The organism is Phenylobacterium haematophilum (assembly GCF_014196295.1).
GTDB lineage: Bacteria > Pseudomonadota > Alphaproteobacteria > Caulobacterales > Caulobacteraceae > Phenylobacterium > Phenylobacterium haematophilum.
Genome location: NZ_JACIDK010000005.1, coordinates 157,595 through 179,267, shown reverse-complemented (window position 1 = coordinate 179,267; position 21,673 = coordinate 157,595). Strand labels below are relative to the sequence as shown.

21 protein-coding genes are annotated in these 21,673 nt (G+C 67.6%); 14 read left to right on the top strand and 7 right to left on the bottom strand.

The window, feature by feature from the left end; all coding sequences use genetic code 11:
• Positions 1 to 16 precede the first annotated feature (16 nt).
• The gene (gene trmB / locus GGQ61_RS16775) at positions 17 to 694 is read left to right on the top strand and encodes a tRNA (guanosine(46)-N7)-methyltransferase TrmB (protein WP_183775336.1); all 678 of its coding nucleotides are present in this window, start codon (positions 17 to 19) and stop codon (positions 692 to 694) included.
• A 43-nt stretch (positions 695 to 737) separates the two neighbouring features.
• On the opposite strand, the gene ppa is transcribed toward trmB, so the two are convergent.
• Positions 738 to 1,289: an inorganic diphosphatase gene (gene ppa, locus GGQ61_RS16770; RefSeq protein WP_183775334.1), complete on the bottom strand. Its 552-nt coding sequence runs from the start codon at positions 1,287 to 1,289 to the stop codon at positions 738 to 740.
• 258 nt (positions 1,290 to 1,547) lie between these two features.
• Between ppa and rimP the strand changes: the two genes are divergently transcribed.
• The 12 genes from rimP (at position 1,548) to GGQ61_RS16710 (ending at position 14,443) form a co-directional block, all read left to right on the top strand.
• Positions 1,548 to 2,093: a ribosome maturation factor RimP gene (rimP, locus tag GGQ61_RS16765; protein WP_183775332.1), complete on the top strand. Its 546-nt coding sequence runs from the start codon at positions 1,548 to 1,550 to the stop codon at positions 2,091 to 2,093.
• Positions 2,094 to 2,107: 14 nt separating this feature from the next.
• Positions 2,108 to 3,787: a transcription termination factor NusA gene (gene nusA / locus GGQ61_RS16760; RefSeq protein WP_183775330.1), complete on the top strand. Its 1,680-nt coding sequence runs from the start codon at positions 2,108 to 2,110 to the stop codon at positions 3,785 to 3,787.
• 24 nt (positions 3,788 to 3,811) lie between these two features.
• A complete protein-coding gene (locus tag GGQ61_RS16755; protein ID WP_343056181.1) occupies positions 3,812 to 4,474 on the top strand; it encodes an RNA-binding protein in 663 nt (220 codons plus the stop codon).
• A gap of 74 nt (positions 4,475 to 4,548) precedes the next feature.
• Complete coding sequence (gene infB, locus GGQ61_RS16750; RefSeq protein WP_183775326.1) at positions 4,549 to 7,617, top strand: translation initiation factor IF-2; 3,069 nt, start codon at positions 4,549 to 4,551, stop codon at positions 7,615 to 7,617.
• Positions 7,618 to 7,727: 110 nt separating this feature from the next.
• Entirely contained in the window at positions 7,728 to 8,270 is a 543-nt protein-coding gene (locus GGQ61_RS16745) for a lipocalin family protein (RefSeq protein ID WP_183775324.1), read from the top strand.
• Positions 8,270 to 8,779, top strand: coding sequence for a DUF2939 domain-containing protein (locus GGQ61_RS16740; protein WP_183775322.1), 510 nt, complete (start codon positions 8,270 to 8,272; stop codon positions 8,777 to 8,779). Before GGQ61_RS16745 ends, GGQ61_RS16740 begins: the two co-directional genes overlap by 1 nt.
• A 41-nt stretch (positions 8,780 to 8,820) precedes the next feature.
• Entirely contained in the window at positions 8,821 to 9,618 is a 798-nt protein-coding gene (locus GGQ61_RS16735; RefSeq protein ID WP_183775320.1) for a dienelactone hydrolase family protein, read from the top strand.
• A gap of 93 nt (positions 9,619 to 9,711) precedes the next feature.
• On the top strand, positions 9,712 to 10,149 hold the full coding sequence (rbfA, locus tag GGQ61_RS16730; protein WP_183775318.1) for a 30S ribosome-binding factor RbfA: 438 nt from the start codon (positions 9,712 to 9,714) through the stop codon (positions 10,147 to 10,149).
• Positions 10,149 to 11,093 carry a tRNA pseudouridine(55) synthase TruB gene (truB, locus tag GGQ61_RS16725; RefSeq protein WP_183775316.1) on the top strand — a complete coding sequence of 315 codons (945 nt, stop codon included), beginning with the start codon at positions 10,149 to 10,151 and terminating at the stop codon, positions 11,091 to 11,093. The genes rbfA and truB overlap by 1 nt, the downstream gene beginning before the upstream one ends.
• A gap of 3 nt (positions 11,094 to 11,096) precedes the next feature.
• Entirely contained in the window at positions 11,097 to 11,366 is a 270-nt protein-coding gene (gene rpsO / locus GGQ61_RS16720) for a 30S ribosomal protein S15 (RefSeq protein WP_183775314.1), read from the top strand.
• Positions 11,367 to 11,613: 247 nt separating this feature from the next.
• On the top strand, positions 11,614 to 13,758 hold the full coding sequence (pnp, locus tag GGQ61_RS16715; protein ID WP_183775306.1) for a polyribonucleotide nucleotidyltransferase: 2,145 nt from the start codon (positions 11,614 to 11,616) through the stop codon (positions 13,756 to 13,758).
• Between the two features lie 85 nt (positions 13,759 to 13,843).
• Positions 13,844 to 14,443 carry an SOS response-associated peptidase family protein gene (locus GGQ61_RS16710; RefSeq protein WP_246370998.1) on the top strand — a complete coding sequence of 200 codons (600 nt, stop codon included), beginning with the start codon at positions 13,844 to 13,846 and terminating at the stop codon, positions 14,441 to 14,443.
• Positions 14,444 to 14,447: 4 nt separating this feature from the next.
• Here the strand turns inward: GGQ61_RS16710 and GGQ61_RS16705 are convergent, their stop codons facing one another.
• Positions 14,448 to 16,766 (bottom strand): PAS domain-containing protein, encoded by a 2,319-nt coding sequence (locus GGQ61_RS16705; RefSeq protein ID WP_183775304.1) that lies wholly within the window; start codon positions 16,764 to 16,766, stop codon positions 14,448 to 14,450.
• 118 nt (positions 16,767 to 16,884) lie between these two features.
• On the bottom strand, positions 16,885 to 17,664 hold the full coding sequence (locus GGQ61_RS16700; protein ID WP_183775302.1) for an SDR family NAD(P)-dependent oxidoreductase: 780 nt from the start codon (positions 17,662 to 17,664) through the stop codon (positions 16,885 to 16,887).
• Between the two features lie 57 nt (positions 17,665 to 17,721).
• On the opposite strand from GGQ61_RS16700, the gene GGQ61_RS16695 reads away from it, so the two are divergent.
• Complete coding sequence (locus GGQ61_RS16695; protein ID WP_183775300.1) at positions 17,722 to 18,150, top strand: YkvA family protein; 429 nt, start codon at positions 17,722 to 17,724, stop codon at positions 18,148 to 18,150.
• Here GGQ61_RS16695 and GGQ61_RS16690 read toward each other — a convergent pair.
• From GGQ61_RS16690 to GGQ61_RS16675, 4 genes are all read right to left on the bottom strand, one after another.
• A complete protein-coding gene (locus tag GGQ61_RS16690) occupies positions 18,147 to 19,019 on the bottom strand; it encodes a DMT family transporter (protein WP_183775660.1) in 873 nt (290 codons plus the stop codon). The genes GGQ61_RS16695 and GGQ61_RS16690 overlap by 4 nt on opposite strands.
• Before the next feature lie 53 nt (positions 19,020 to 19,072).
• The gene (locus GGQ61_RS16685) at positions 19,073 to 19,927 is read right to left on the bottom strand and encodes an SDR family NAD(P)-dependent oxidoreductase (protein ID WP_183775298.1); all 855 of its coding nucleotides are present in this window, start codon (positions 19,925 to 19,927) and stop codon (positions 19,073 to 19,075) included.
• Between the two features lie 93 nt (positions 19,928 to 20,020).
• Entirely contained in the window at positions 20,021 to 21,022 is a 1,002-nt protein-coding gene (locus GGQ61_RS16680; RefSeq protein ID WP_183775296.1) for an NADPH:quinone oxidoreductase family protein, read from the bottom strand.
• A 91-nt stretch (positions 21,023 to 21,113) separates the two neighbouring features.
• Positions 21,114 to 21,647, bottom strand: coding sequence for a hypothetical protein (locus GGQ61_RS16675; RefSeq protein ID WP_183775294.1), 534 nt, complete (start codon positions 21,645 to 21,647; stop codon positions 21,114 to 21,116).
• Positions 21,648 to 21,673 lie beyond the last annotated feature (26 nt).

Genomic DNA, 21,673 nt, shown 5'->3' with positions numbered 1-21,673 from the left:
GTTGTAGAGCGCGCGCATGGAAGACAACCAACACCCGCTGATGCGGTCCTATGGCCGGATCAAGTCGCGGCCGATCAAGCCGCGCCAGGCCGCGCTGGTCGACGAGTTGCTGCCGTCGCTGCGGCCGCCGGAAGGCCCGTTTGATCCGCGGACTCTGATGGACGGGACGCGCGAGGCTTGGCTGGAGATCGGCTTCGGCGGCGGCGAGCACATGGCCAGTCAGGCCGCCCGCGCGCCCGACGTGCTCATCGTCGGCTGCGAACCGTTTTTGAACGGGGTGGCCAGCGCTGTGCGGCATGTGGCCGAGCAGGAACTGAAAAACGTCCGCATCCATGACGGTGACGCCCGCGAACTGGCTGCGCGCCTGCCGGACGCCAGTCTCGATCGGGTGTTCATTCTGTTCCCGGATCCCTGGCCCAAGGCGCGGCATCACAAGCGCCGGATCGTCCAGCCCGAGATGGTCGCGGAGCTGGCCCGGGTGCTGAAGCCGGGTGGGCGGCTGCGCTTCGCCACCGACGTGGCGGGCTATGCGGATTGGGCGCTGGAGCGGATCCTGGCCTCGCCGGACTTCGACTGGCCGGCGCAGAAGGCCGACGACTGGCGCGTCGCGCCTTCCGACCACATCACCACGCGCTATGAGGAAAAGCGCTTGGGCGACTGCGAGCCCGTCTTCTTCGACTTCATCAGAAGGTAGGTGGAAGGCCGCCGTCTAAACCTGCCGACGGCGGCCTCTATCGTCACGTTCCTGGCTGGCCCTTGCCCGCCGCCTTGGCGCGCTCGATGCCTTGGCGGATCAGGTCGCCGGTCTCTTCCGGATCGGCCCAGCGCACGATCTCGACGCTCTTGCCCTTCTCCAAGTCTTTGTAATGCTGGAAGAAGTGGGCGATCTGTTCGGTCAGGATGGCCGGCAGCCCGCGCCATGAATCCACGCCGGCATAGAACGGGTGCAGCTTGTCGACGGGCACCGCGAGAATCTTCTCGTCCCCGCCCGCCTCGTCGACCATCATCAGCGTCCCGATCGGCCGCACGCGGATCACCGCGCCCGGAACCACCGGGGTCGGGCCGACCACCAGCACGTCCATCGGGTCGCCGTCGTCCGACAGGGTGTGCGGGATGAAGCCGTAGTTGCCCGGGTAGTACATCGCGGTGTGGAGGAAACGGTCGACCATGATGGCCCCGCTGTCCTTGTCGAGCTCGTATTTCACCGGCTCACCGCCCTGCGGGATCTCGATGATGGCGTTGACGTCGTAGGGCGGGTTTACGCCCGTGGGGATCTTGGAGATGTCCATAGGAAGGGAGGACCTTGGCGACACAAGAGTTAAGGGCGCCGTCTGTGGACCATTCAGGCCCTGTCGAAAAGGGGCCGCGCGCTGTTTGCCGCCGGAAAACCGTAAAAGACATGGAATCGGGGCCTGAGCGGCAAGGGGCTGACAAAGCAATGGCCACGCGCTATATAGGCGTCACATCGTCCGTTAGCGCTGGATAGCGTATACGAGCGGCAGGCTTCGGCCCGGCCGCTTTTTTGTTGCCGGAGAGCAGCCAAGCTTATGCGTGGCAAGACCGCTGAAGACCGTCGGCTCCTGGAGCTTCTCGACCCCGTCGCGGAGGCTGCGGGCTATGAGATCGTCCGCCTGCGCCTGATGGGCGGCGAGGAAGCGCGCCGCCTGCAGATCATGGCCGAGACACCGGAAGGCGACATGGTCGTCGAGGACTGCGCCCGGCTGTCGCGCGCGATTTCAGAGATCATGGACGCCGCCGACCCGATCGCCGGCGAGTACACGCTCGAGGTCTCCTCCCCCGGCGTCGATCGGCCGCTGACCCGGCTGAAGGATTTCGAAAACTACGACGGCTTCGAAGCGCGCATCGAACTCGACCGCGTCGCGGAAGGCCGCAAGCGTTTCCGGGGCGTGCTGGCCGGCGTCGAAGGCGACGCCATCGGCATCGACCTGGAAGGCGAAGACTCCACGGCCATGATCCCGTTTGAATGGATCGTGGACGCCAAACTCATCCTGACCGACGCGCTGATGAAGCGCGGCGCGGACGAACGCGCCGCCCGCCTCAGCGCCGAGGCCGACCAAGACACCCCTGAGTAAGAGGACGCAAACCGATGAGCCTGACCGGCATTTCCGCCAACCGGCTTGAGTTGTTGCAGATCGCCGAGGCCGTGGCCCGCGAGAAGTCGATCGACAAGGAAGTCGTGATCGAGGCGATCGAGGAAGCGATCCAGAAGGGCGCCCGCGCCCGATACGGCGCCGAGCACGACATCCGCGTGCGCATCGACCCGAAGACCGGCGAGACCACGGTCAAGCGCGTGATCACCGTCATCGACGACGAGGCGGTGTTCGAGAGCGAGGACGGCGTTCCGGAAGAGCCGGTCGGCGTGCGTCGCTTGGCTGACGCGCTGCGCAGCGACAAGGACGCCTTCGTCGGCAAGACCTACGAAGAAATCCTGCCGCCGTTCGAGTTCGGCCGCGTGCAGACCCAGATGGCCCGCCAGGTCGTGACCGGCAAGGTCCGCGAGGCCGAGCGCGAGCGTCAGTACGAAGAGTTCAAGGATCGCGTCGGCGAGATCGTCAACGGCGTGGTCAAGCGCGTCGAGTACGGCAACACCGTCGTCGATCTGGGCCGCGGCGAAGGCATCATGCGCCGCGACCAGTCGATCCCGCGCGAGAACTTCAACATCGGCGACCGCATCCGCTGCTACATCTACGACGTACGCCGTGAGACCAAGGGTCCGCAGATTCTGCTGTCGCGCGCTCACGGCGGCTTCATGGCCAAGCTGTTCGCGCAGGAAGTGCCTGAAGTCTATGACGGCGTCATCGAGATCCGCGCCGTCGCCCGCGACCCGGGTTCGCGCGCCAAGATGGCCGTGGTTTCGAACGATTCCTCGATCGATCCGGTCGGCGCCTGCGTCGGTATGCGCGGTTCGCGCGTCCAGGCCGTCGTCGCCGAGCTGCAGGGCGAGAAGATCGACATCATCCAGTGGAGTCCGGACGAGGCGACCTTCATCGTCAACGGCCTGGCCCCGGCCGAAGTCTCCAAGGTCGTCATGGACGAGGAGGATGAGCGCGTCGAAGTGGTGGTGCCGGACGAGCAACTGTCGCTGGCCATCGGCCGCCGCGGCCAGAACGTTCGCCTCGCCAGCCAGCTGACCGGCTGGCAGATCGACATCATGACCGAGAGCCAGGAGAGCGAGCGCCGTCAGCGCGAGTTCACCGAGCGCACCGCCCTGTTCCAGGAGGCCCTGGACGTCGACGAGGTCATCGCCCAACTGCTGGTCACCGAAGGCTTCGCCTCGGTCGAGGACGTGGCCTATGTCGACGCGTCGGAAGTCGCGGCGATCGAAGGCTTCGACGAGGACACCGCCGACGAAATCCAGACCCGCGCCCGCGAGTACCTGGACAAGGAAGCGGCCGAGTACGACGCCAAGCGCAAGGCGCTGGGCGTCGAGGACGGCCTGCTCGAGATCGACGGCGTCACCCTGCCGATGGCCGTGGCGCTGGGCGAGGGCGACGTGAAGAGCGTCGAGGACCTGGCCGGCCTGATCCCGGACGACCTGCGCGGCTGGTTCGAGAACCGTGATGGCGAGCGCGTGCGCGAGCCTGGCATTCTCGAAAGCTTCAATCTCGACGCCGCCGAGGCCGAGGCCCTGATCATGCGCGCGCGCATCGTTATGGGCTGGGTCGAGGCTCCGCCGGAGCCGGAAGTCGAGGAAGACTACGCCGACGAAGCCGAGACTGAAGTCGAGGCTGAGGCCCTTGCGGCCGAAGAAACGCCGGAGGCCTAATCCCAGGTGAGCGCGTCCGCTTCCATCGCGGCCGGGACGACGGCCCCTCGAACCCTCGCGCAAGCCGCGCGGGAGCGACGGGACATCGTCTCGGGCCAAGTGATGGGCGAGGCCGCGCTCGTGCGGTTCGTCGCCGGTCCCGGCGGTCTGGTGGTTCCCGACCTGGCGCGCAAGCTGCCGGGCCGCGGACTCTGGGTCGCCGCCGACCGGGCTTCTGTCGAGACGGCGGTGAAGAGGGGGGCCTTTTCCCGCGCCGCCAAGGCCAAGCTCTCGGCGCCGGCCGACCTCGCCGATCAGGTCGAAACGCTGCTGCGGCGCCGGATCTTAGACGGTCTTGGGCTTGCGAAACGGGCCGGCGAGCTTATCTCGGGGTTCGAGAAGGTCGCTTCGACCCTGAACGCAGGCAAGGCCGCGTGGTTGATCGAGGCGTCCGACGGCGCCGCGGACGGCCGCCGCAAGATCCTGAATGTGGCCCGCAAGTCACCCAAACCGCCGCAGCTTTGCGGACTCTTCGACGCTGAGGAATTGGGTTTGGCCTTGGGGGCCGAGAATGTGATACACACCGCCTTCCTTGCGGGGCGCGGAGCCGATCGCTGGACGAATGACGTCCGGAGACTATCTGGCTTCCGCCCGCTCCTTCCCGAGAGTTGGCGCGAGGAAAAGCCTCCTGAGGCGGGCGGAACCTGAACCGGTTTCGCGCGCCTAGAGCTATTGGAATGTCCGTGGTCGGGACCGTCCCGGCCGATATGTAAAGCGAGCGCATGAGCGACGAGAACGACAACGGCCGGGCCCCTGGCGGGCGAGCTCCCCTGACCCTCAAGCCCCGTGGGGCTGGATCGGTCAGCGCGGGCACGGTGAAGCAGAGCTTCAGCCACGGTCGCTCCAAGACTGTGGTCGTGGAGACCAAGCGCCAGCGCACGCATGCCGCGCCGACGGGGAACCTTGCTGCGCCGTCTTCGGCGGAGAAGCGGGCCTACTCGCCGCAGCCGTCTTCACCGCGTCCGTCTCAGGGCGGATCGTCGAATGACGGTTCAGGGCTGTCGGCTGACGAACAACGCGCCCGGCAACGCGCCATCGAACTGGCCCGCGAGCATCAGGCTCGCCAAGCCGCCGAGCAGCGCGCCCGCGAGGAACGCGCCCGGGCCGACGCCGAGGCCGCCCGCGCCGCAGCGGCTGCTGCGGCCGCCGCCGCTGCGAAGCCTGCCGAAGCGGCCGCGCCAGCCGCCCCCGTGACGCCGGCTCCTGAAGCGCCGCGCGCTGAGGCGCCCGCCGCCCCCACCCCGGCGCCTACGCCGCAGGCGACCGCTGCGCCGCAGCCCCCCGCTGCGCCGAAGGCTCCCGTCGCGCGCTCGGAGGCTCCGCGCCACGACGGCGCCCGGTCTGACGCGCCGCGTTCGGACAGCCATCGTAGCGCGCCGGGTCAGACCCGCACCTACGAGCCGTCGCGTGAGCGACGCGACGATCGCCCGACGACCACGACCTATCGTCCGGAGCGTGCGCCGGGCCGCTACGAAAACATGAACTTCGGCCAGCGCGCTCCGCGCGCCGACGCGCCGCGTCCGCCGCGCGACGACCGCGGCCCGCGTCCGCAGGGCGACCGCCCGCACGGCAATCGCCCGCAGGGTGATCGTCCGCAGGGCGACCGTCCGCGTCCTAGCGGCGAGCCCGTCCGCTACTCTGCCCTCGCTCCGCGTCCCGCGCCGGGCGCCGGTCGTCCCGGTGATCGTCCTGGCGGCCCGCGCCCGCCGCGCGGCGCGGCGCCGAACGCCCCGCCCGCCACGCCGGAAATCCAGCGCGCCGCTCGCCAGGCCCCGCGCCCGGGTGAAGCCGGTCGCCGGCCAGACGACGACGAGGATACGCGCCGCAAGGCCGCGGCGAACGCTCCGAACAAGGCGATCAGCCGTGTGAAGGGCGCCGCGCAACGTCGTGAAGGCCGCCTCACCATCCAGGCCGTGGCCGGTGACGATGAGGGCGCCGTCGAACGGATGCGTTCGCTGGCCTCGGTTCGCCGAGCTCGCGAACGGGAGCGCGAGAAGCGCAAGGGCGGAGCCCAGGAGCAGGCGCGCGTCGCCCGCGAAGTGGTCATCCCGGACGTCATCACCGTGGCGGAACTCGCCAACCGGATGGCGACCCGCGGCGTCGAAATCATCAAGTTCCTGATGCGTCAGGGCGTGATGCTGAAGATCAACGATGTCATCGACAATGACACCGCCGAGCTGGTGGCCACCGAATTCGGCCACACCGTGAGGCGCGTCTCGGAAGCCGACGTCGAAGAGGGCTTCATCGGCGAAGAGGACATCGACGACAACCTGGTCCCGCGCCCGCCGGTTGTGGCGGTCATGGGTCACGTCGACCACGGCAAGACCTCGTTGCTGGACGCGCTGCGTTCCGCCGACGTCGCCGGCGGCGAACATGGCGGCATCACCCAGCACATCGGCGCCTATCAGGTGCGTCTGGCCGATGGCCAGGCGGTTACTTTCCTCGACACCCCTGGCCACGCCGCCTTCTCGGCGATGCGGGCCCGAGGCGCGGACGTCACCGACATCGTGGTGCTGGTCGTGGCCGCGGATGACGGCGTCATGCCGCAGACGGCCGAAGCCATCCAGCACGCCAAGGCGGCTGGCGCTCCGATCATCGTGGCGATCAACAAGATCGATAAGCCCGACGCCAATCCGCAGCGGGTGATCAACGAACTGCTGCAGCACGAAATCGTGGTCGAAAGCCTTGGCGGCGACACGCAGGTGATCGAAGTCTCGGCCCTGAAGAAGACCGGCCTGGAGAACCTCATCGAGGCGATCCTGGTGCAGGCCGAGATGATGGACCTGAAGGCCAACCCGGAGCGCACCGCGGACGGTACGGTCATTGAGGCGAAGCTCGATCGCGGCCGCGGCGCGGTTTCCACCGTCCTGGTCAAGCGCGGCACCCTGAAGCGCGGCGACATCGTCGTGGCCGGGGCCAACTTCGGCCGCGTCCGCGCGCTGCTGAACGAGCGCGACGAACAGCTCGACTCGGCCGGGCCTTCGGTGCCGGTGGAGATCCTCGGCCTCGACGGCACGCCGGGTCCCGGCGAGCCCTTCGCCGTGGTCGAGAACGAAGCCCGCGCTCGTGAACTGACCGAGTACCGCACCCGGGTGAAGCGCGAGAAGGCCGGTTCGCCGGTCGCTGGCGGCGTGACCATGGCCGACTTCATGGCCAAGCTTCAGGACAAGAAGATCTCGGAGCTGCCGGTTATCATCAAGGCGGACGTCCAAGGGTCGGCCGAAGCCATTGTCGGCTCGCTGGACAAGCTCGCCACGGACGAGGTCCGCGCGCGGATCATCCTCCAGGGCGCCGGCGCGATCAGCGAAAGCGACGTCATGCTGGCCAAGGGCTCGGGCGCGCCGATCATCGGCTTCAACGTCCGCGCCTCGAAGCAGGCCCAGACCCTGGCGGAGCGTGAGGGCGTCGAGATCCGCTACTACGCGATCATCTACGACCTGATCGACGACATCAAAGGCGTGCTCTCTGGCATGCTGGCGCCGGAACAACGCGAAACCTTCCTCGGCAACGCGCGTGTCCTGCAGGTGTTCGACATCACCAAGGTCGGCCGGGTCGCCGGCTGCCGGGTCACCGAAGGCGTGGTTCGTCGTGGCGCTCGCGTCCGGATCATCCGCGAGGACATCGTCGTCCTCGAACTGGGCACCCTCAAGACGCTCAAGCGCTTCAAGGACGAAGTCACCGAGGTCGGGTCGGGCGTCGAGTGCGGGATGTTCTTCGAGGGCTTCCAGGACATCAAGGAAGGCGACGTCATCGAGTGCTTCAGCCTCGAAGAGGTCGCGCGCAGCCTCTAGGCGTTCCGCATCCAAGTCATCAGGCCCCCGGGAAACCGGGGGCCTTTTGCGTTTCGGAGCCATTCGCGGCGAGGGGCATTCCCACAGAGGAACACAACCCAGGAGCCGCAATGCGTCCGTTTCTCGCCGTCGCCCTCGGTGCGCTTGTCATCGCCGCCTGCGTGGGCGGTCCGGTCGGCAACAGCGAGGTTCCCGAGCCGGCCAAGCCGGTCGAGTTGAGCCGCTACCTCGGCCTCTGGTACGAGTTCGCCCGCTATGAGAACCGGTTCGAGCGTGGGTGCGAGGCGGTGACCGCAGAGTACGCGATCCTTCCTGGCGGCGGGTTGTCGGTGAAGAACACCTGTCGTGAAGGCTCGGTCCGGGGCCCGATCAAAGTGTCGGAGGGAAAGGCGCGGCCTGCGGGCGATGACCTTGGGGCCAAGTTCAAGGTGTCATTCTTTGGCCCCGCTCTGCTGACCAACTACTGGGTGCTCGACCGCGGCGACGATTATGAGTGGGCGATCGTCGGTGAGGGCTCGGGCCGTTTCCTCTGGTTGCTGACCCGCAACCCCCGGCCGTCGCAGGCCGAACGCGACGCGCTGTTGGCGCAGGTGAAGGCCCTGGGATACGACACCGACATGCTGCGCTACACCCAACATATGGCGACCCCCTGATGAGAGTTCTGATCCTGGCGTTGGCCACGCTAATCCTGTCTGCTTGCGCCACCGCCCAGCGGTACGACGCGGCGGCGGATGTCCACGCCCTGCTCGTTTCAATCCGCGACAACGACCAAGCGGCTTTCGAGGCCCACGTCGACCGCCCGGCGCTCAAGCGTCAGATCGAAAGCCGGATGATGGCCGAGACGCGCAAGTCAGGGGCCAACGACGGCCTCGCCGCCCTGGGCGCGCTGATCGCCCCGACGCTGGCCGACCTCGCCGGCGAGGCGCTAATCCAACCGAACGTGTTCCGCTCCGTCGCCGCCTACTACGGCTATGACGCCGCCAGGCCGCTGCCCGGCGCGATGGTGATCGGCGGTCAGCTCAAGACGGTCGGAGACGGGCAGGTCTGCGTCCCGCGGAAGAAGGACGGCCCCTGTCTGCTGACCTTCACCGAACAGCAGGGCGTCTGGCGGTTGTCCGGCTTCGAGGGCGATCTTTCCATGCTGCGTACCAAGGCACGGTAGGGATAAGCTCACCTCGCCGAACGACGTTAGGGGAGGCTGAGGTGGGCTACGAGGCAGCACTGGCTCAATACGAGAAGTTCGCCTTCAACGACGGGCGCTGGACCCGCAGCGTCTACAAGCGAGGCTCTGGACCGGCGGTCATCGTCATCCACGAAATGCCCGGCCTGCATCCGCTGGTCGTGCGTTTCGCAGACCGCATCGCGGCGGCCGGCATGACGGTCTATTGCCCGCACCTGTTCGGCGAGCCGGGGCGGCCGGCCGACCATCCGCTCAGCGCCCTCACCCTGCTCGGCGGAATCTGCATCCGACGCGAGTTCAATGTCTGGGCGTCCGACAAGTCGAGCCCGATCGTCGAGTGGCTGAAAGCCTTGTCGCGAAAAGCTCACGCCGAGTGTGGGGGCAACGGCGTTGGGGCGGTCGGCATGTGCTTCACCGGCGGCTTCGCCCTGGCGATGATGACCGAACCGTCGGTCGTCGCCCCGGTGCTCTCACAGCCCTCTTTGCCGTTGGGCGCCAGCAACCCGAAGCGCGCCGCCGGGATCGGCGCTTCACCGGCCGAGGTTAGCTGCGCCCGCAAACGGTTCGAGGAGGAGGGGCTGTCGATGATCGGACTGCGCTTTCATGGCGACCCGTTCGTGCCGGACTCGCGGTTCGACCGCTACAAGCGCGAATTCGGCGACAAGTTTGAGGCGATCGAGATCGACCCCAGGCACGCCGCGCCCGGCGGCCTGAAGCATCCGCACTCGGTGCTGACCATCAATCTGGCCGAAGAGGGGCCCACCAAGGAGGCCGAGACCCGGGTCCTTGCGTTCTTCAGGGAGCGGACCGGAGCGGTCTAAGGCCTGGACTTCTTGAGCTCGCGCGCCTAGAAGCGCGCCCTTCTCCTGAGACGCCGCGTCCGATCCGCGCGCCAGGTCGTTAGAGGCAAGCCCATGAAACGCTCTTCCCCCAAGGGCCGCGCCGCCCCGGCGGGTCCGTCCCAGCGCCAGCTACGCGCCGGCGAACTGATGCGCCACGCCCTGGTCGAAATCCTTCGCGAGGAGGATTTCAACGATGAGGCCCTCACCGGGGTGTCGGTGACCGTGACCGAGGTGCGGATGAGCCCCGATCTGCGACATGCGGTCTGCTTCGTCGAGCCGCTCGGCGGCGAGAACGCCGACGTCGTGGTCAAGGCGCTGAACCGTCACGCCAAGTTCCTGCGCGGCCGGCTGGGTCGGTTGATCGACATGAAATTCACGCCGGATCTGAAATTCCTTCACGACCAGAGCTTCGACGAGGCCGCCCGCATCGGCGCACTGTTCGACGATCCGCGCGTCGCCCAGGACCTGACGCCCCAGCCGCCGTCGGACTCCTGGAAGGACGAAGACTGATGGCTCGTCGCAAGAAGGGCGACGCGATCTCCGGCTGGGTCAATCTCGACAAGCCGTATGACTTCGGCTCGACCCAGGCGGTCGGACGGGTTCGGCGGATCTTCAACGCCCAAAAGGCCGGCCACGCCGGCACGCTGGACCCGCTGGCCACAGGCATCCTGCCGATCGCCCTGGGCGAGGCGACGAAGACTGTCTCGTTCCTGATGGACGCCGACAAGGCCTACCGTTTCACCATTGAATGGGGCCGTACGACCGCCAGCTTCGACCGCGAGGGCGCGACGACCGCGACCTCCGACGTGCGTCCGACGCCGGAGCAGGTGGCCGCCGTGCTGCCTGAATTCATTGGTGACATCCTGCAGGTCCCGCCGGCCTTCTCGGCGGTGAAGGTCGACGGCGAGCGCGCCTACGACCTGGCCCGCGCCGGCGAGGCCGTCGAGCTCAAGGCGCGCAAGGTTTCCATCTACGACGCCCGGGTGATCGACGTCCCGGACGCCGACCACATCGAGATCGCGGTCGAGTGCGGCAAGGGCACCTATGTCCGGGCGATCGTTCGTGACATCGCCGAGCGGCTCGGCGCCTGCGCCCACGTCAGCGCCCTGCGCCGGACCCGCGTCGGCCCGTTCGACGAGGACTCCGCGATAACGCTGGAATTGTTGGAAGATTTGGGCCATAAGGCCCGCTGCTTGGAGGCATTGCTTCCGGTCGAGACCGCCCTGGACGACATCCCGGAGCTGGCCGTGACCACCGAAGACGCATTCAAGCTCAAGCAGGGACGGCCGATCGTTCTCGTTCCCCGACAGGTTGAAGTGCTGAAGGCCCGGCTAAGCCCCGGGACCCGAACCGTTTCAGCCATGGAGGGTGGATCGATCGTGGCGCTCTGCGAGATGCGTGCGGGCAAGCTCGAGCCCTCGCGGGTCTTTCATCTGGAAAAGAGCGGAGACTAACCGATGTCGATCACGATTGAGCGTAAAGCTGAGCTCATCAAGACCCACGGCCGCACCGAAGGCGACACCGGCAGCGCCGAGGTCCAGGTGGCCATTCTCTCGGAACGGATTTCGAACCTGACCGAGCACTTCAAGACCCACAAGAAAGACAATCACTCGCGTCGCGGCCTGCTGAAGCTGGTCTCCGCGCGTCGTTCGCTGCTCGACCACCTGAAGAAGTCCGACGAGGGCCGCTATCAGGCGCTGATCGAAAAGCTGGGCCTGCGCCGCTAAAGGACCGAGAGGTCGGCCCCCGGGAAACCGGGGGCTTTGCGTATCAGGTCATATGTACTGCGCCGCTTCCTTCGCGACAGGCCGAAGGGAACAAAGCGGCGATCCGGGCGGTCCAAGTCAGGGGCGCCCGCTACACGCCGAGGGTTCCACAGCAATCCTCATCGCCTGATCGTCTGGAGAGGATTTCGGAACCCCGACCCTGTCCGCCCCCGTTGGGAATACGCCCGCGGGATGAGAAAGAAGCAAAATGTTCGATATCAAGCGCAAGACCATTGAGTGGGGCGGCAAGACGCTGACCCTCGAAACCGGCCGCATGGCCCGTCAGGCCGACGGTGCGGTGCTGGCCACCTACGGCGAGACCATGGTGCTGGCCACCGCCGTCTTCGCCAAGAGCGCCAAGCCGGGTCAAGATTTCTTCCCCCTGACCGTCAACTACCAGGAAAAATTCTACGCCGCGGGCAAGATCCCCGGCTCCTTCCCCCGTCGAGAAGGCGCGCCGAGCCAGAAGGAAACGCTCACCTCGCGTCTGATCGACCGTCCGATCCGCCCGCTGTTCGCCAAGGGCTTCAAGAACGAAGTGCAGGTCGTGACGACCGTGCTGGCGCATGACCTCGAGAACGATCCGGACATCGTCGCCATGGTCGCCGCCTCGGCCGCTCTGGTGATCTCCGGCGCCCCGTTCATGGGCCCGATCGGCGCCGCGCGCGTGGGCTACATCAACGGCGAGTACGTCCTGAACCCGACGCTCGACGAGATGAAGGAATCGGCCATGGACCTAGTCGTCGCTTCGACGAGCGACGCGGTCATGATGGTGGAATCCGAGATCCAGGAGCTCAGCGAAGACGAGGTCCTGAAGGGCGTCATGTTCGCCCACAACGGCATCCAACCGGTGATCGACGCGATCATCGAACTGGCCGAACACTCGGCCAAGGAGCCCTTCGAGTTCACCCCCGACGACACCGACGCCATCAAGGCTGAAGTGAAGAAGCTGATCGGCGAGGATCTGGCCGCGGCCTACAAGATCGTCGCCAAGGGCCAACGTCACGACGCGGTCTCGGCCGCCAAGGCCAAGGCCGTTGAAGCTTTCGGCAAGTCGGACACGAATCCGGCCGGCGTCGATCCCGCCAAGCTGGGCGGCGTGTTCAAGGAACTGGAAGCCGACGTCGTCCGCCGCAACATCCTGGACACCGGCATCCGCATCGACGGCCGTACCGTCGACAAGGTCCGCCAGATCGTCTCGGAAGTCGGCGTGCTGCCGCGCGCTCACGGCTCTGCCCTGTTCACTCGCGGGGAAACCCAGGCCCTGGTGGTCGCCACGCTGGGCACCGGCGACGACGAGCAGCTGATCGACGCGCTGGAAGGCAAGTACTACGAGAAGTTCATGCTGCACTATAACTTCCCGCCGTTCTCGGTCGGGGAGACGGGCCGCATGGGCGCTCCGGGCCGTCGTGAAGTCGGCCATGGCAAGCTGGCTTGGCGGGCGATCCGCCCGATGCTGCCGAAGAACGAGGACTTCCCCTACACGATCCGCTTGGTCTCCGAGATTCTCGAGTCCAACGGTTCGTCGTCGATGGCCTCGGTCTGCGGTTCGTCGCTGGCCCTGATGGACGCTGGCGTCCCGCTGAAGAAGCCGGTTTCCGGCATCGCCATGGGCCTGATCCTGGAATCGGACGGCTTCGCGGTCCTGTCGGACATCCTGGGTGACGAAGATCACCTGGGCGATATGGACTTCAAGGTCGCCGGCACCGAGGACGGCATCACCTCGCTGCAGATGGACATCAAGATCGCCGGCATCACCGAAGCGATCATGAAGCAGGCGCTGGAGCAGGCGAAGGGTGGCCGCAAGCACATCCTCGACGAAATGGCCAAGGCCATGGAAGCCCCGCGCGCCGAGCTGGGCGAGTTCGCTCCGAAGATCGAAACCATGAAGATCGCGGTCGACAAGATCCGTGAAGTCATCGGTTCGGGCGGCAAGGTCATCCGCGAGATCGTCGAAAAGACCGGCGCGAAGGTCGACATCGGCGACGACGGCACGATCAAGATCGCGGCCGCCGAGCAGTCCAAGATCGATGCAGCCCGCGAGTGGATCAAGTCGATCGCCTCGGAGCCGGAAATCGGCGCCATCTACACCGGCAAGGTCGTGAAGATCGTCGACTTCGGCGCCTTCGTGAACTTCTTCGGCGCCAAGGACGGCCTGGTGCACGTGTCGCAGATCTCCAGCGACCGCGTCGCCAAGGTCTCGGACGTGCTGCAGGAAGGCCAGGCCGTGAAGGTCAAGCTCCTGGGCTTCGACGATCGCGGCAAGACCCGCCTGTCCATGAAGGTCGTCGATCAGGAAACCGGCGAAGACCTGTCCAAGAAGGACGAGCCGGCCGCCGCTGAAGAAGCCTAGGGCTTCCAGTCGGACAAAACGTCAAGGGCGGCCGCGGCGACGCGGCCGCCCTTTTCGTTTGCGGTCAGCGCGCTAGGCTGGCGCCATGTGCAACGAGTTCCAGCGCCATAAGCTGCTCAAGGACGCGATCGAGGAATTCGACCGGCGCGGCCTGCCGCTGTTCAGGTGGAAGGACGGGCTGATCCCCAACATGCTGGACGCCCAGCCGGCGATCCGCATCCGCGACAGCGCCTTCGTCGTGCGTGGAGACCGTGAAGGTCTGGAAGGGACGATGATGACCTGGGCCTGGCCCGGCCCGCGCGGCGCGCCGGTGTTCAACTTTCGCTCCGAGGGCCGAGACTTTTCGCGAAGCGACCGGGTGCTGGTGCTGGCCGACGGCTTCATCGAGCACACGTCGCCGGCCGCAGCGGTGAAGCTCAAGGATCGCCACCTATTCACCATGGCCGCCGAGCCCTGGTTCTGGATCGCGGGGATTGTCCGCGACGGTTGCTTCAGTCTGCTGACGACCGCGCCGGGGCCTGACGTCGCGCCCTATCACGACCGCCAGATCGTCACCCTCGCCCCGTCCGAGGGCATGGCCTGGCTCAATCTTTCGCAGCCTGAACGGGCCATTCTGCGGCCTTCGCCGGCGGGCTCCCTTCAGGTCCGCACCCTGCGCAAGGACGGCGTCGAGCAGCCCGTCTGATACTTCAGGCGTCGACCGGTCCGCGTTCCAGCGCTTCTCGCACCGCCGTGCCCAGCTGCTCGGCGCGGAAGGGCTTGCGCAGCAGGGGCCAGGAGAGGGCTTCGGCGCCTTCGCCCAGCCGTTCGCCGGCGTAGCCGCTGGTCAACACGATGGGCAAATGCGCGTCGCGGGCGCGCGCGGCCCGCGCCAGTTCGACGCCGCTCATCCCGCCCGGCATGACGATGTCCGAAATCAGCAGGTCGAACCGCTCCCCCGACTGCAGCCGGCTAAGGGCGGTCGGCCCGTCCGGCGCCCCCTCGACCCGACAGCCGAAGTCAACGAGCAGGCTCTCGGTCACCGCCCGCACGGCAGCATCGTCCTCGACAAGCAGCACCCGAGCTCCGCGGGCCCACTCGCCCACGTTGGGGGCCGGGTTCGCCGTCGGGCCCACCGCTTCGGCGGGCGCGGCGGGCAGGTAGAGGGTGACGGTGGTCCCAAAGCCGATGGAGGACGAGATCGCCGCCGCCCCGCCTACCTGCTTGATGAAGCCATAAACCTGGGCGAGGCCGAGCCCGGTGCCCTTGCCGACGTCCTTGGTCGTGAAGAACGGCTCGAAGGCGCGCGCCAGGATGTCTGGCGCCATCCCCGCGCCGTTGTCCGAGACCGAAACGGTCACATAGTCGCCCGCTGCCGCCCCGGCGACCTCGCCGTCGGCCAGCCGCCGGCGTTGCAGGGCGATCTCGATGTCGCCGCCCTTCGGCGGAGCTGCGTCGGCGGCGTTGACCACCAGGTTGAGCAACGCCGCCTCGAACTGGGCCGGATCGAGCCGGCTCCAACCAGCCGAGCCGTCGTGGCGTAGGGTCAGGTTGACGTCCTCGCCGATCGCGCGGCGCACCAGCGGCTCGATCTGCTCGATGAGGCCGGTCAGGTCGACCAGCTCGAGCTTGAGCTCCTGGCGGCGCGAGAAGGCCATCAGCTGACGCACCAGTTGTTCGCCGCGGCGACCCGCGGCCAGCGCCGCTTCCGCCAGTCTTGCGACCCGCGAGCGGTCGTCGGGGTGCTGCAGGATCATGTCGAGGCCGCCGATGACAACGGTCAGCAGGTTGTTGAAGTCGTGCGCCACGCCGCCGGTCAGCCTTCCGACGGTTTCCAGCCGCTGGGCCTGGGCCAGGGCCGCCTCGGCTTCGGCCCGCTCGGCCAGGCTGCGTTCCAGCTCGCGCGAACGGACTGCGACCCGCTCTTCAAGCTCGGTGCGCGCCTGAACGACCTCGGTGATGTCGCTGCTGGTGCCGAACCAGCGGGTGACGCGTCCGTCTTCGCCGCGGACGGCCGAGGCCCGCGCCGTCATCCAGCGCCAGACCCCGTCGTGCCGCCGCAGGCGGTATTCGACGTCGTAGGGCAGCCCGCCGCCCACGGCCTGGATCCAGGCCTGCGCGACTGCGTCGCGATCCTCGGGGTGGATCGAGTTCTGCCAGCCGTCGCCGAAGTGGCTTTCGGCCGGGACGCCGGTGAACTCGATCCATTGCGGACTGAGATAATCGCAATAGCCGTCGCCCCGGGTCGACCAGATCAGCTGCGGCAGGCTGTCGAGCAAGGCGCGGACCCGCGCTTCCCCGGTGCGCAGGGCCTGCTCCGACTGGCGCTGTGCCGTGACGTCGCGGAACGAAACCGCCAGGCCATCCGGCAGCCGCACGCCGCTGGAGCGGATGAACAGCGGTTTGCCGTCGATCACTCGCCGCACCTCGACGTCGTCCGACCCGCCCGCCTGGTACAGAGCCCGCAGTCGCTCGAACATGACCCGGCCGTTTTCGTCGGGCAGCACCTCCGTCACGCGGCGTCCCTTCAAGCCGCCGGCGCCGGTGCGCGCCATCTTCTCCGCGGCCGGATTGGCGTAGGAACAGTAGAAGTCGACGACCTGCCCCTGTTCACGCACGGCCTCGAGGATGACGAAGCCCTCGCGCGCCTGCTCCTGAAAGATGCGGAAGCGTTCCTCCGCCTCGACGCCGCGGAGGACCGCAGCGCGGATCGCCCGGCCGATCAGCACCGTCGCAGCGGCGGTCGCGATAAAGATGGCGGTGGACAGGCCTTCTTGGGCGTCGAGCCATAGACCCGCGACAATCAGGGCGCTCACCAGGGTCGCAGCCAGACCGCCGCGGGCGCCGGCCACAAGGGTGGCGAACAGCACGGCCGGATAGAAGGTCATGTAGTTGGGTGGATCGGCCATCACCGCGCCGACGGCGGCGCGCAGCAGGGTGGCGGCGACGACGGCGCCGAGCATCGCTGCATAGGCGAGGACAGGGCGCTCCATCGCGGTGGCGAACCGCTGCGCCCATCGACCCATCATGGCGCTTTCTAAGCCCCCGACGAAGTTCCGGCGATACGGAACGCCTAAAAGGCCGCGAGGTAAAGCGTCACTGAAAAGTCACGAGGGCCGCCAGGTCGGGCGGCCCTCGCCAGGTCTCTTAGCGGGGCGCCATACGGATGGCGCCGTCGAGACGGACGTCCTCGCCGTTGAAATAGCCGTTGGTGATCATTTCCAGCGCCAGCGACGCGTAGTCCTCGGCGTTGCCCAGACGCTTGGGGAACGGCACCGACTGGGCCAGGGCTTCCTTCACCTGCGGCGGGGCGGCGTTCATCAGCGGGGTGTTGAAGATCCCCGGCAGGATGGTGTTCACGCGGATGCCGTCGCCCGACAGGTCGCGGGCGATCGGCAGGGTCATGCCGACGACGCCGCCCTTCGAGGCCGAATAGGCCGCCTGGCCCATCTGGCCGTCTTCGGCCGCGACCGAAGCTGTGTTGACGATGGCGCCGCGCTCGCCGTCGATTGGCTCAAGATCCAGCATGCCCTTCGCCGACTTGGCGATGCAGCGGAAGGTGCCAACGAGGTTGATCTGGATGATCAGGTTGAAGGCGTCGAGCGGGAAGTGCTTGGTCTCGCCGGTCTGCTTGTCGCGGCTGGCGGTCTTGATCGCGTTTCCGGTGCCGGCGCAGTTGACCAGGATGCGCTCCTGGCCGTGGGCGGCGCGGGCCTTGGCGAAGGCGGCGTCGACTTCTTCCTCGGAGGTCACGTTGACCTTGCAGAAGACGCCGCCCACTTCCTTGGCGACGGCCTCGCCCTTGGCCTCGTTCATGTCGAAGATGGCGCACTTTACGCCCTGCGCGGCCAGGGCGCGGACGGTAGCCTCGCCGAGGCCGGACGCGCCGCCAGTCACGACCGCAGCGATGGAGGAATCGAGTTTCATGGACGCTTGGCTCCCGTTCACGTCTAATAGGATCTCATTATCCGAGGCTTTAGCCCGATGAGCGCGGACTCAAAAGCGTCACCCCACGTCAACGGCGAGGCTTTCGACGCCACGCAGGCCCTGGACCCGTCGCGGGCGCTGACGCCCGCCGTCGCGCGCGTCAACGAACGCCGCGTCGCCCGCGGCTTCTGGCCGAAGATCCGCCGCGTCGCGGCCAAGGTGCCGTTCGCAGGCGACGCCTTGTCGGTATGGTTTTGCGCCCGGGATCCAACCACCCCGACCACCGCAAAGGCGGTCATGATGGCGGGGCTCGCCTATTTCGTGCTGCCGACCGACGCAATTCCAGATGTACTTGCGGTGGTGGGGTTCACCGACGACGCGGCGGTGTTCGCCGCCCTGCTGGCCGTCGTCGGCCGCCACCTGAAGCCCAGGCACAAGGCCGAGGCGATGGAAATCCTCGAGCGAATGAAGCGCGAGGACGACTAGCCGGCCGCCTCCTCTCCGGCGCTGACCTTGCGGGCCGCCCGGTTCAACGCGGCCTCCCGCCAGGTGATCAGCAGCGTCGAGGCGACCACGACCCCAGCGCCGGCGATGGTCCAGATGGTCGGGATTTCGTGAAACAGGGTCACCCCGACGAGCACCGTGAACACCAGGCGGATGTAGTCGATCGGGGCCATGGCCGCGGCGTCGCCGATGGCCATGCCCTTGATGTAGCAGCCCTGGGTGATGGTCCCGAGCACGCCCATCGCCGCCAGCAGCGCCAGGTCCACAGGCTCAGGCCAGCGCCATGTGAAGATCGCCCCGGGAATGCCCATGACGAGGCCGAGCGTCGCGGACCAGACCAACAGCACGGTCGGCGAGTGGTCGCGGGTCATCACCTTCATCCCGGTGATGGTCAGGGCGAACAGGAAGGACGAGGCCAGCATCGCCGCTGCGGGCCAGCCGATCGCGAACTCGCCGCCTGAGCCGGGTCGCAGCATGATCAGCACGCCGATGAAGCCCACCACGGCCGCGCCGATGCGCAGAGGTCCGACCGTTTCTCGGACGACCAGCGCCGCCAGCGGCACCAGCCAGAGCGTGCGGGTGAAGGACAGCGCGTTGGCGTCGGCCAGCGGCATCTTCTGGAAGGCGTAGAACGACAGGATCATCCCCAGCGTGCCGGCGGCGGAGCGGAAGATAAGGATGCCCGGCCGCGTGGTGGCGAAGGCCGCGCCGCGGCGCTTGAGGATGATCGGCAGCAGGACGATGAAGCCGGCCAGCTGCCGATAGAACGTCTGCAGCGCGGCCGGATAGTCGTCGCCCAGATACTTGATCAGGGTGGTCATGGCCGTGAACCCGACCGCAGAGGCGACCATCCAGAGGGCCCCCTCGACGTTGTGGTCCAGGCGCGGCTTGCCGGCGCTCTCGCTCAAGACTGGGCCGGCGGCGTCAGGTCGCCCAGGATGGTGGCGAAGGGCGAGACCATGTTCGGGTCCCAGGAATGGCGCCCTCCGACGGTGATGCCGCCGTCGACCACAAGGTGCGTGCCCGAGACGAACGCTGCGGCGTCGGAGGCGAGGTAGAGCGCCGCCTGGGCGATGTCGTCGGGCAGGCCCGCCTTCGGCACCGGCTGAGCCGCGGCGGCGTTCTCGGCGACGCGGGCGGCCATCTGGTCGGCGACCTCGCGCGGCAGGCCGAAGGAGGCGCCGAAGATCGAGGTGGCGATGAGGCCCGGGCAGATGGCGTTGACGCGGATCTTCTGCGGCGACAGCTGGGCCGCCGCCACGCGGCTCATGTGGATGACGCCGGCCTTGGCGGTCGAATAGGCGATCGGGCCGAAGCCGGCCTGCAGCCCGGCGATCGAAGCGGTGTTGATGATCGAGCCGCCGCCGCGCTCCAGCATCAGCGGCACGGCGTGCTTCATGCCCAGAGCCGGGCCGCGCACGAGGATGTCGAAGATCCAGCTCCAGCCGTCGGCGGTGATCTCGCCGATCGAGGTCATGCGGTCGGAGATGCCGGCGTTGTTGAACAGGATGTCGAGGCCGCCGAACTCGGTCTTGGCCTTCTGCAGCGCGGCTTCGATCTCGGCTTCGCTGGTGACGTCGCAGTGGGCGTAGACGACCTGGCCGGGGAAGCGCTTCTCCAGCATCGCGCCTTTTTCGTCCTGGATGTCGGCCGCCACCACCTGGGCGCCCTCGGCGACGAACAGCTCGACCGTGCCGAGCCCGATCCCCGATGCGCCGCCAGTGATCAGCGCCACCTTGCCGTCCAGACGTCCCGCCATATTCCGCTCCCGATCTTTTTTATATGATCGGCGATAACTAGGGCGGGGCGGGAGAAAGTGGAAGCCGTTTCGGCGGCTTCCACTTCGCGGTCGTCAGTCGACGGTGACGACGACCTTGCCCATGGCCTTACGGCTGCCCAGGTGGGCGATGGCGTCGGCGCCGCGCTCGAGCGGGAAGCGCTCGGATACGTGCGGCTTGACCTTGCCCTGGGCGTAGAGCTCGAGCAGTTCGTCGATGCTCTTGGCGAACAGTTCGGGATTGCGCGCCGCCCAGGTGCCCCAGAACACGCCGACGATCTGGCAGCCCTTCAGCAGCGCCAGGTTCAGCGGGATCTTCGGAATGTCTCCGGCCGCGAAACCGACCACCAGATAGCGGCCTTCCCAGGCGATCGAACGCAGGGCAGGCTCGGCGTAGTCGCCGCCGATGGCGTCATAGATCACGTCGAAGCCATGTTCGCCGCCGGCCTCCTTGAACAGCTGGCCCAGCGCCTTCTGGCCGTCGCGGTCGAACGGGCCGCGGCCATAGACCACCCCGGCGTCGGCGCCGTGCTTGATCGCCAGATCGACCTTTTCCTGGCTGGAGCAGGCCGCGATCACCCGCGCGCCCATCGCCTTGCCCAGTTCGACGGCCGCCAGGCCGACGCCGCCAGCCGCGCCCAGGACCAGCAGGGTCTCGCCGGCCTTCAGGTCGGCGCGGTCCTTCAGCGAGTGCCACGAGGTGCCGTAGGTGAGGATGAACGCCGCGGCGATGTCGTGCGGCATCGAGTCGGGGATGTGCCACAGGCGGTTGGCCGGCAGCAGGACTTCCTCGGCCATGCCGCCGGAGCCGGTGTTGGCCAGGATGCGGTCGCCGACCTTGACGTTGGTGACGCCCTCGCCGACCGCTTTGACCACCCCCGACAGCTCGCCGCCCGGCGAGAACGGGCGAGGCGGCTTGGACTGGTACTTGTCCTCGATCATCAGCACGTCGGGGAAGTTCACGCCCACAGCCTTGACCGAGATCACCGCGTGGCCCGGCTTGGCCTCCGGCGCAGGCACGTCCTCGTACACCAGGGTTTCGGGGCCGCCCGTCACCTTGCTGAGCACCGCTTTCATGTCCGTCTCCCGCGTCTGCAATTGATTGGCGCGGACGCTAGCGCAGGGGCGGAAGCGACGAAAGGGGCGGTTCGAACATTTGTTTGAGTGATCAGCTCTCGCCGTTGTCGGCGCCGCTGCGCGAGGCCTGCCGCGCCTGGCGGGCCTTTTGTTCGTCCCAATAGGCGGCGCCCTCGTCGGGCTTGAACATGGTGCGCGGCGCGCCTTCCTTGGTGGCGACGGCGAAGACGTTGCCTTTGGGGTCGTAGAGCAGCACGTCGCCGTTCGCACGCGTCAGCCGCTGGGTCCCGGCCGGCGGCTTTTCGATGAAGGCATGGGCCTTGCGCACGAAGTCGTCGAGGTCGCGGGCGCCGAACGCCTCGCCATTGCGGTCAAAGGCCCGCTGAGCGTTCTCCTCGGCGGTGCCGCGGCGGCTCGCCGACCAGATCGGGCGGCCGTCGAGTTCGCGGACCGGCTGGTCCACGCGGGTCGAGCCCGCCGAGCGAGAGGGCGGCGCGGCCGCGAACTGGCGTGCCTCTGACGCCTGCGGCGACTCGTCCTTCTGGGCGACGGCGGAAGGCCGCTCGCAGGCGGCGGTCAGGATCAGGGCGAGGCCCAGGCTCAACGCAATCTTATACTTAGCCACTGTTCTCTCCCTCTCACGGCCAAGTT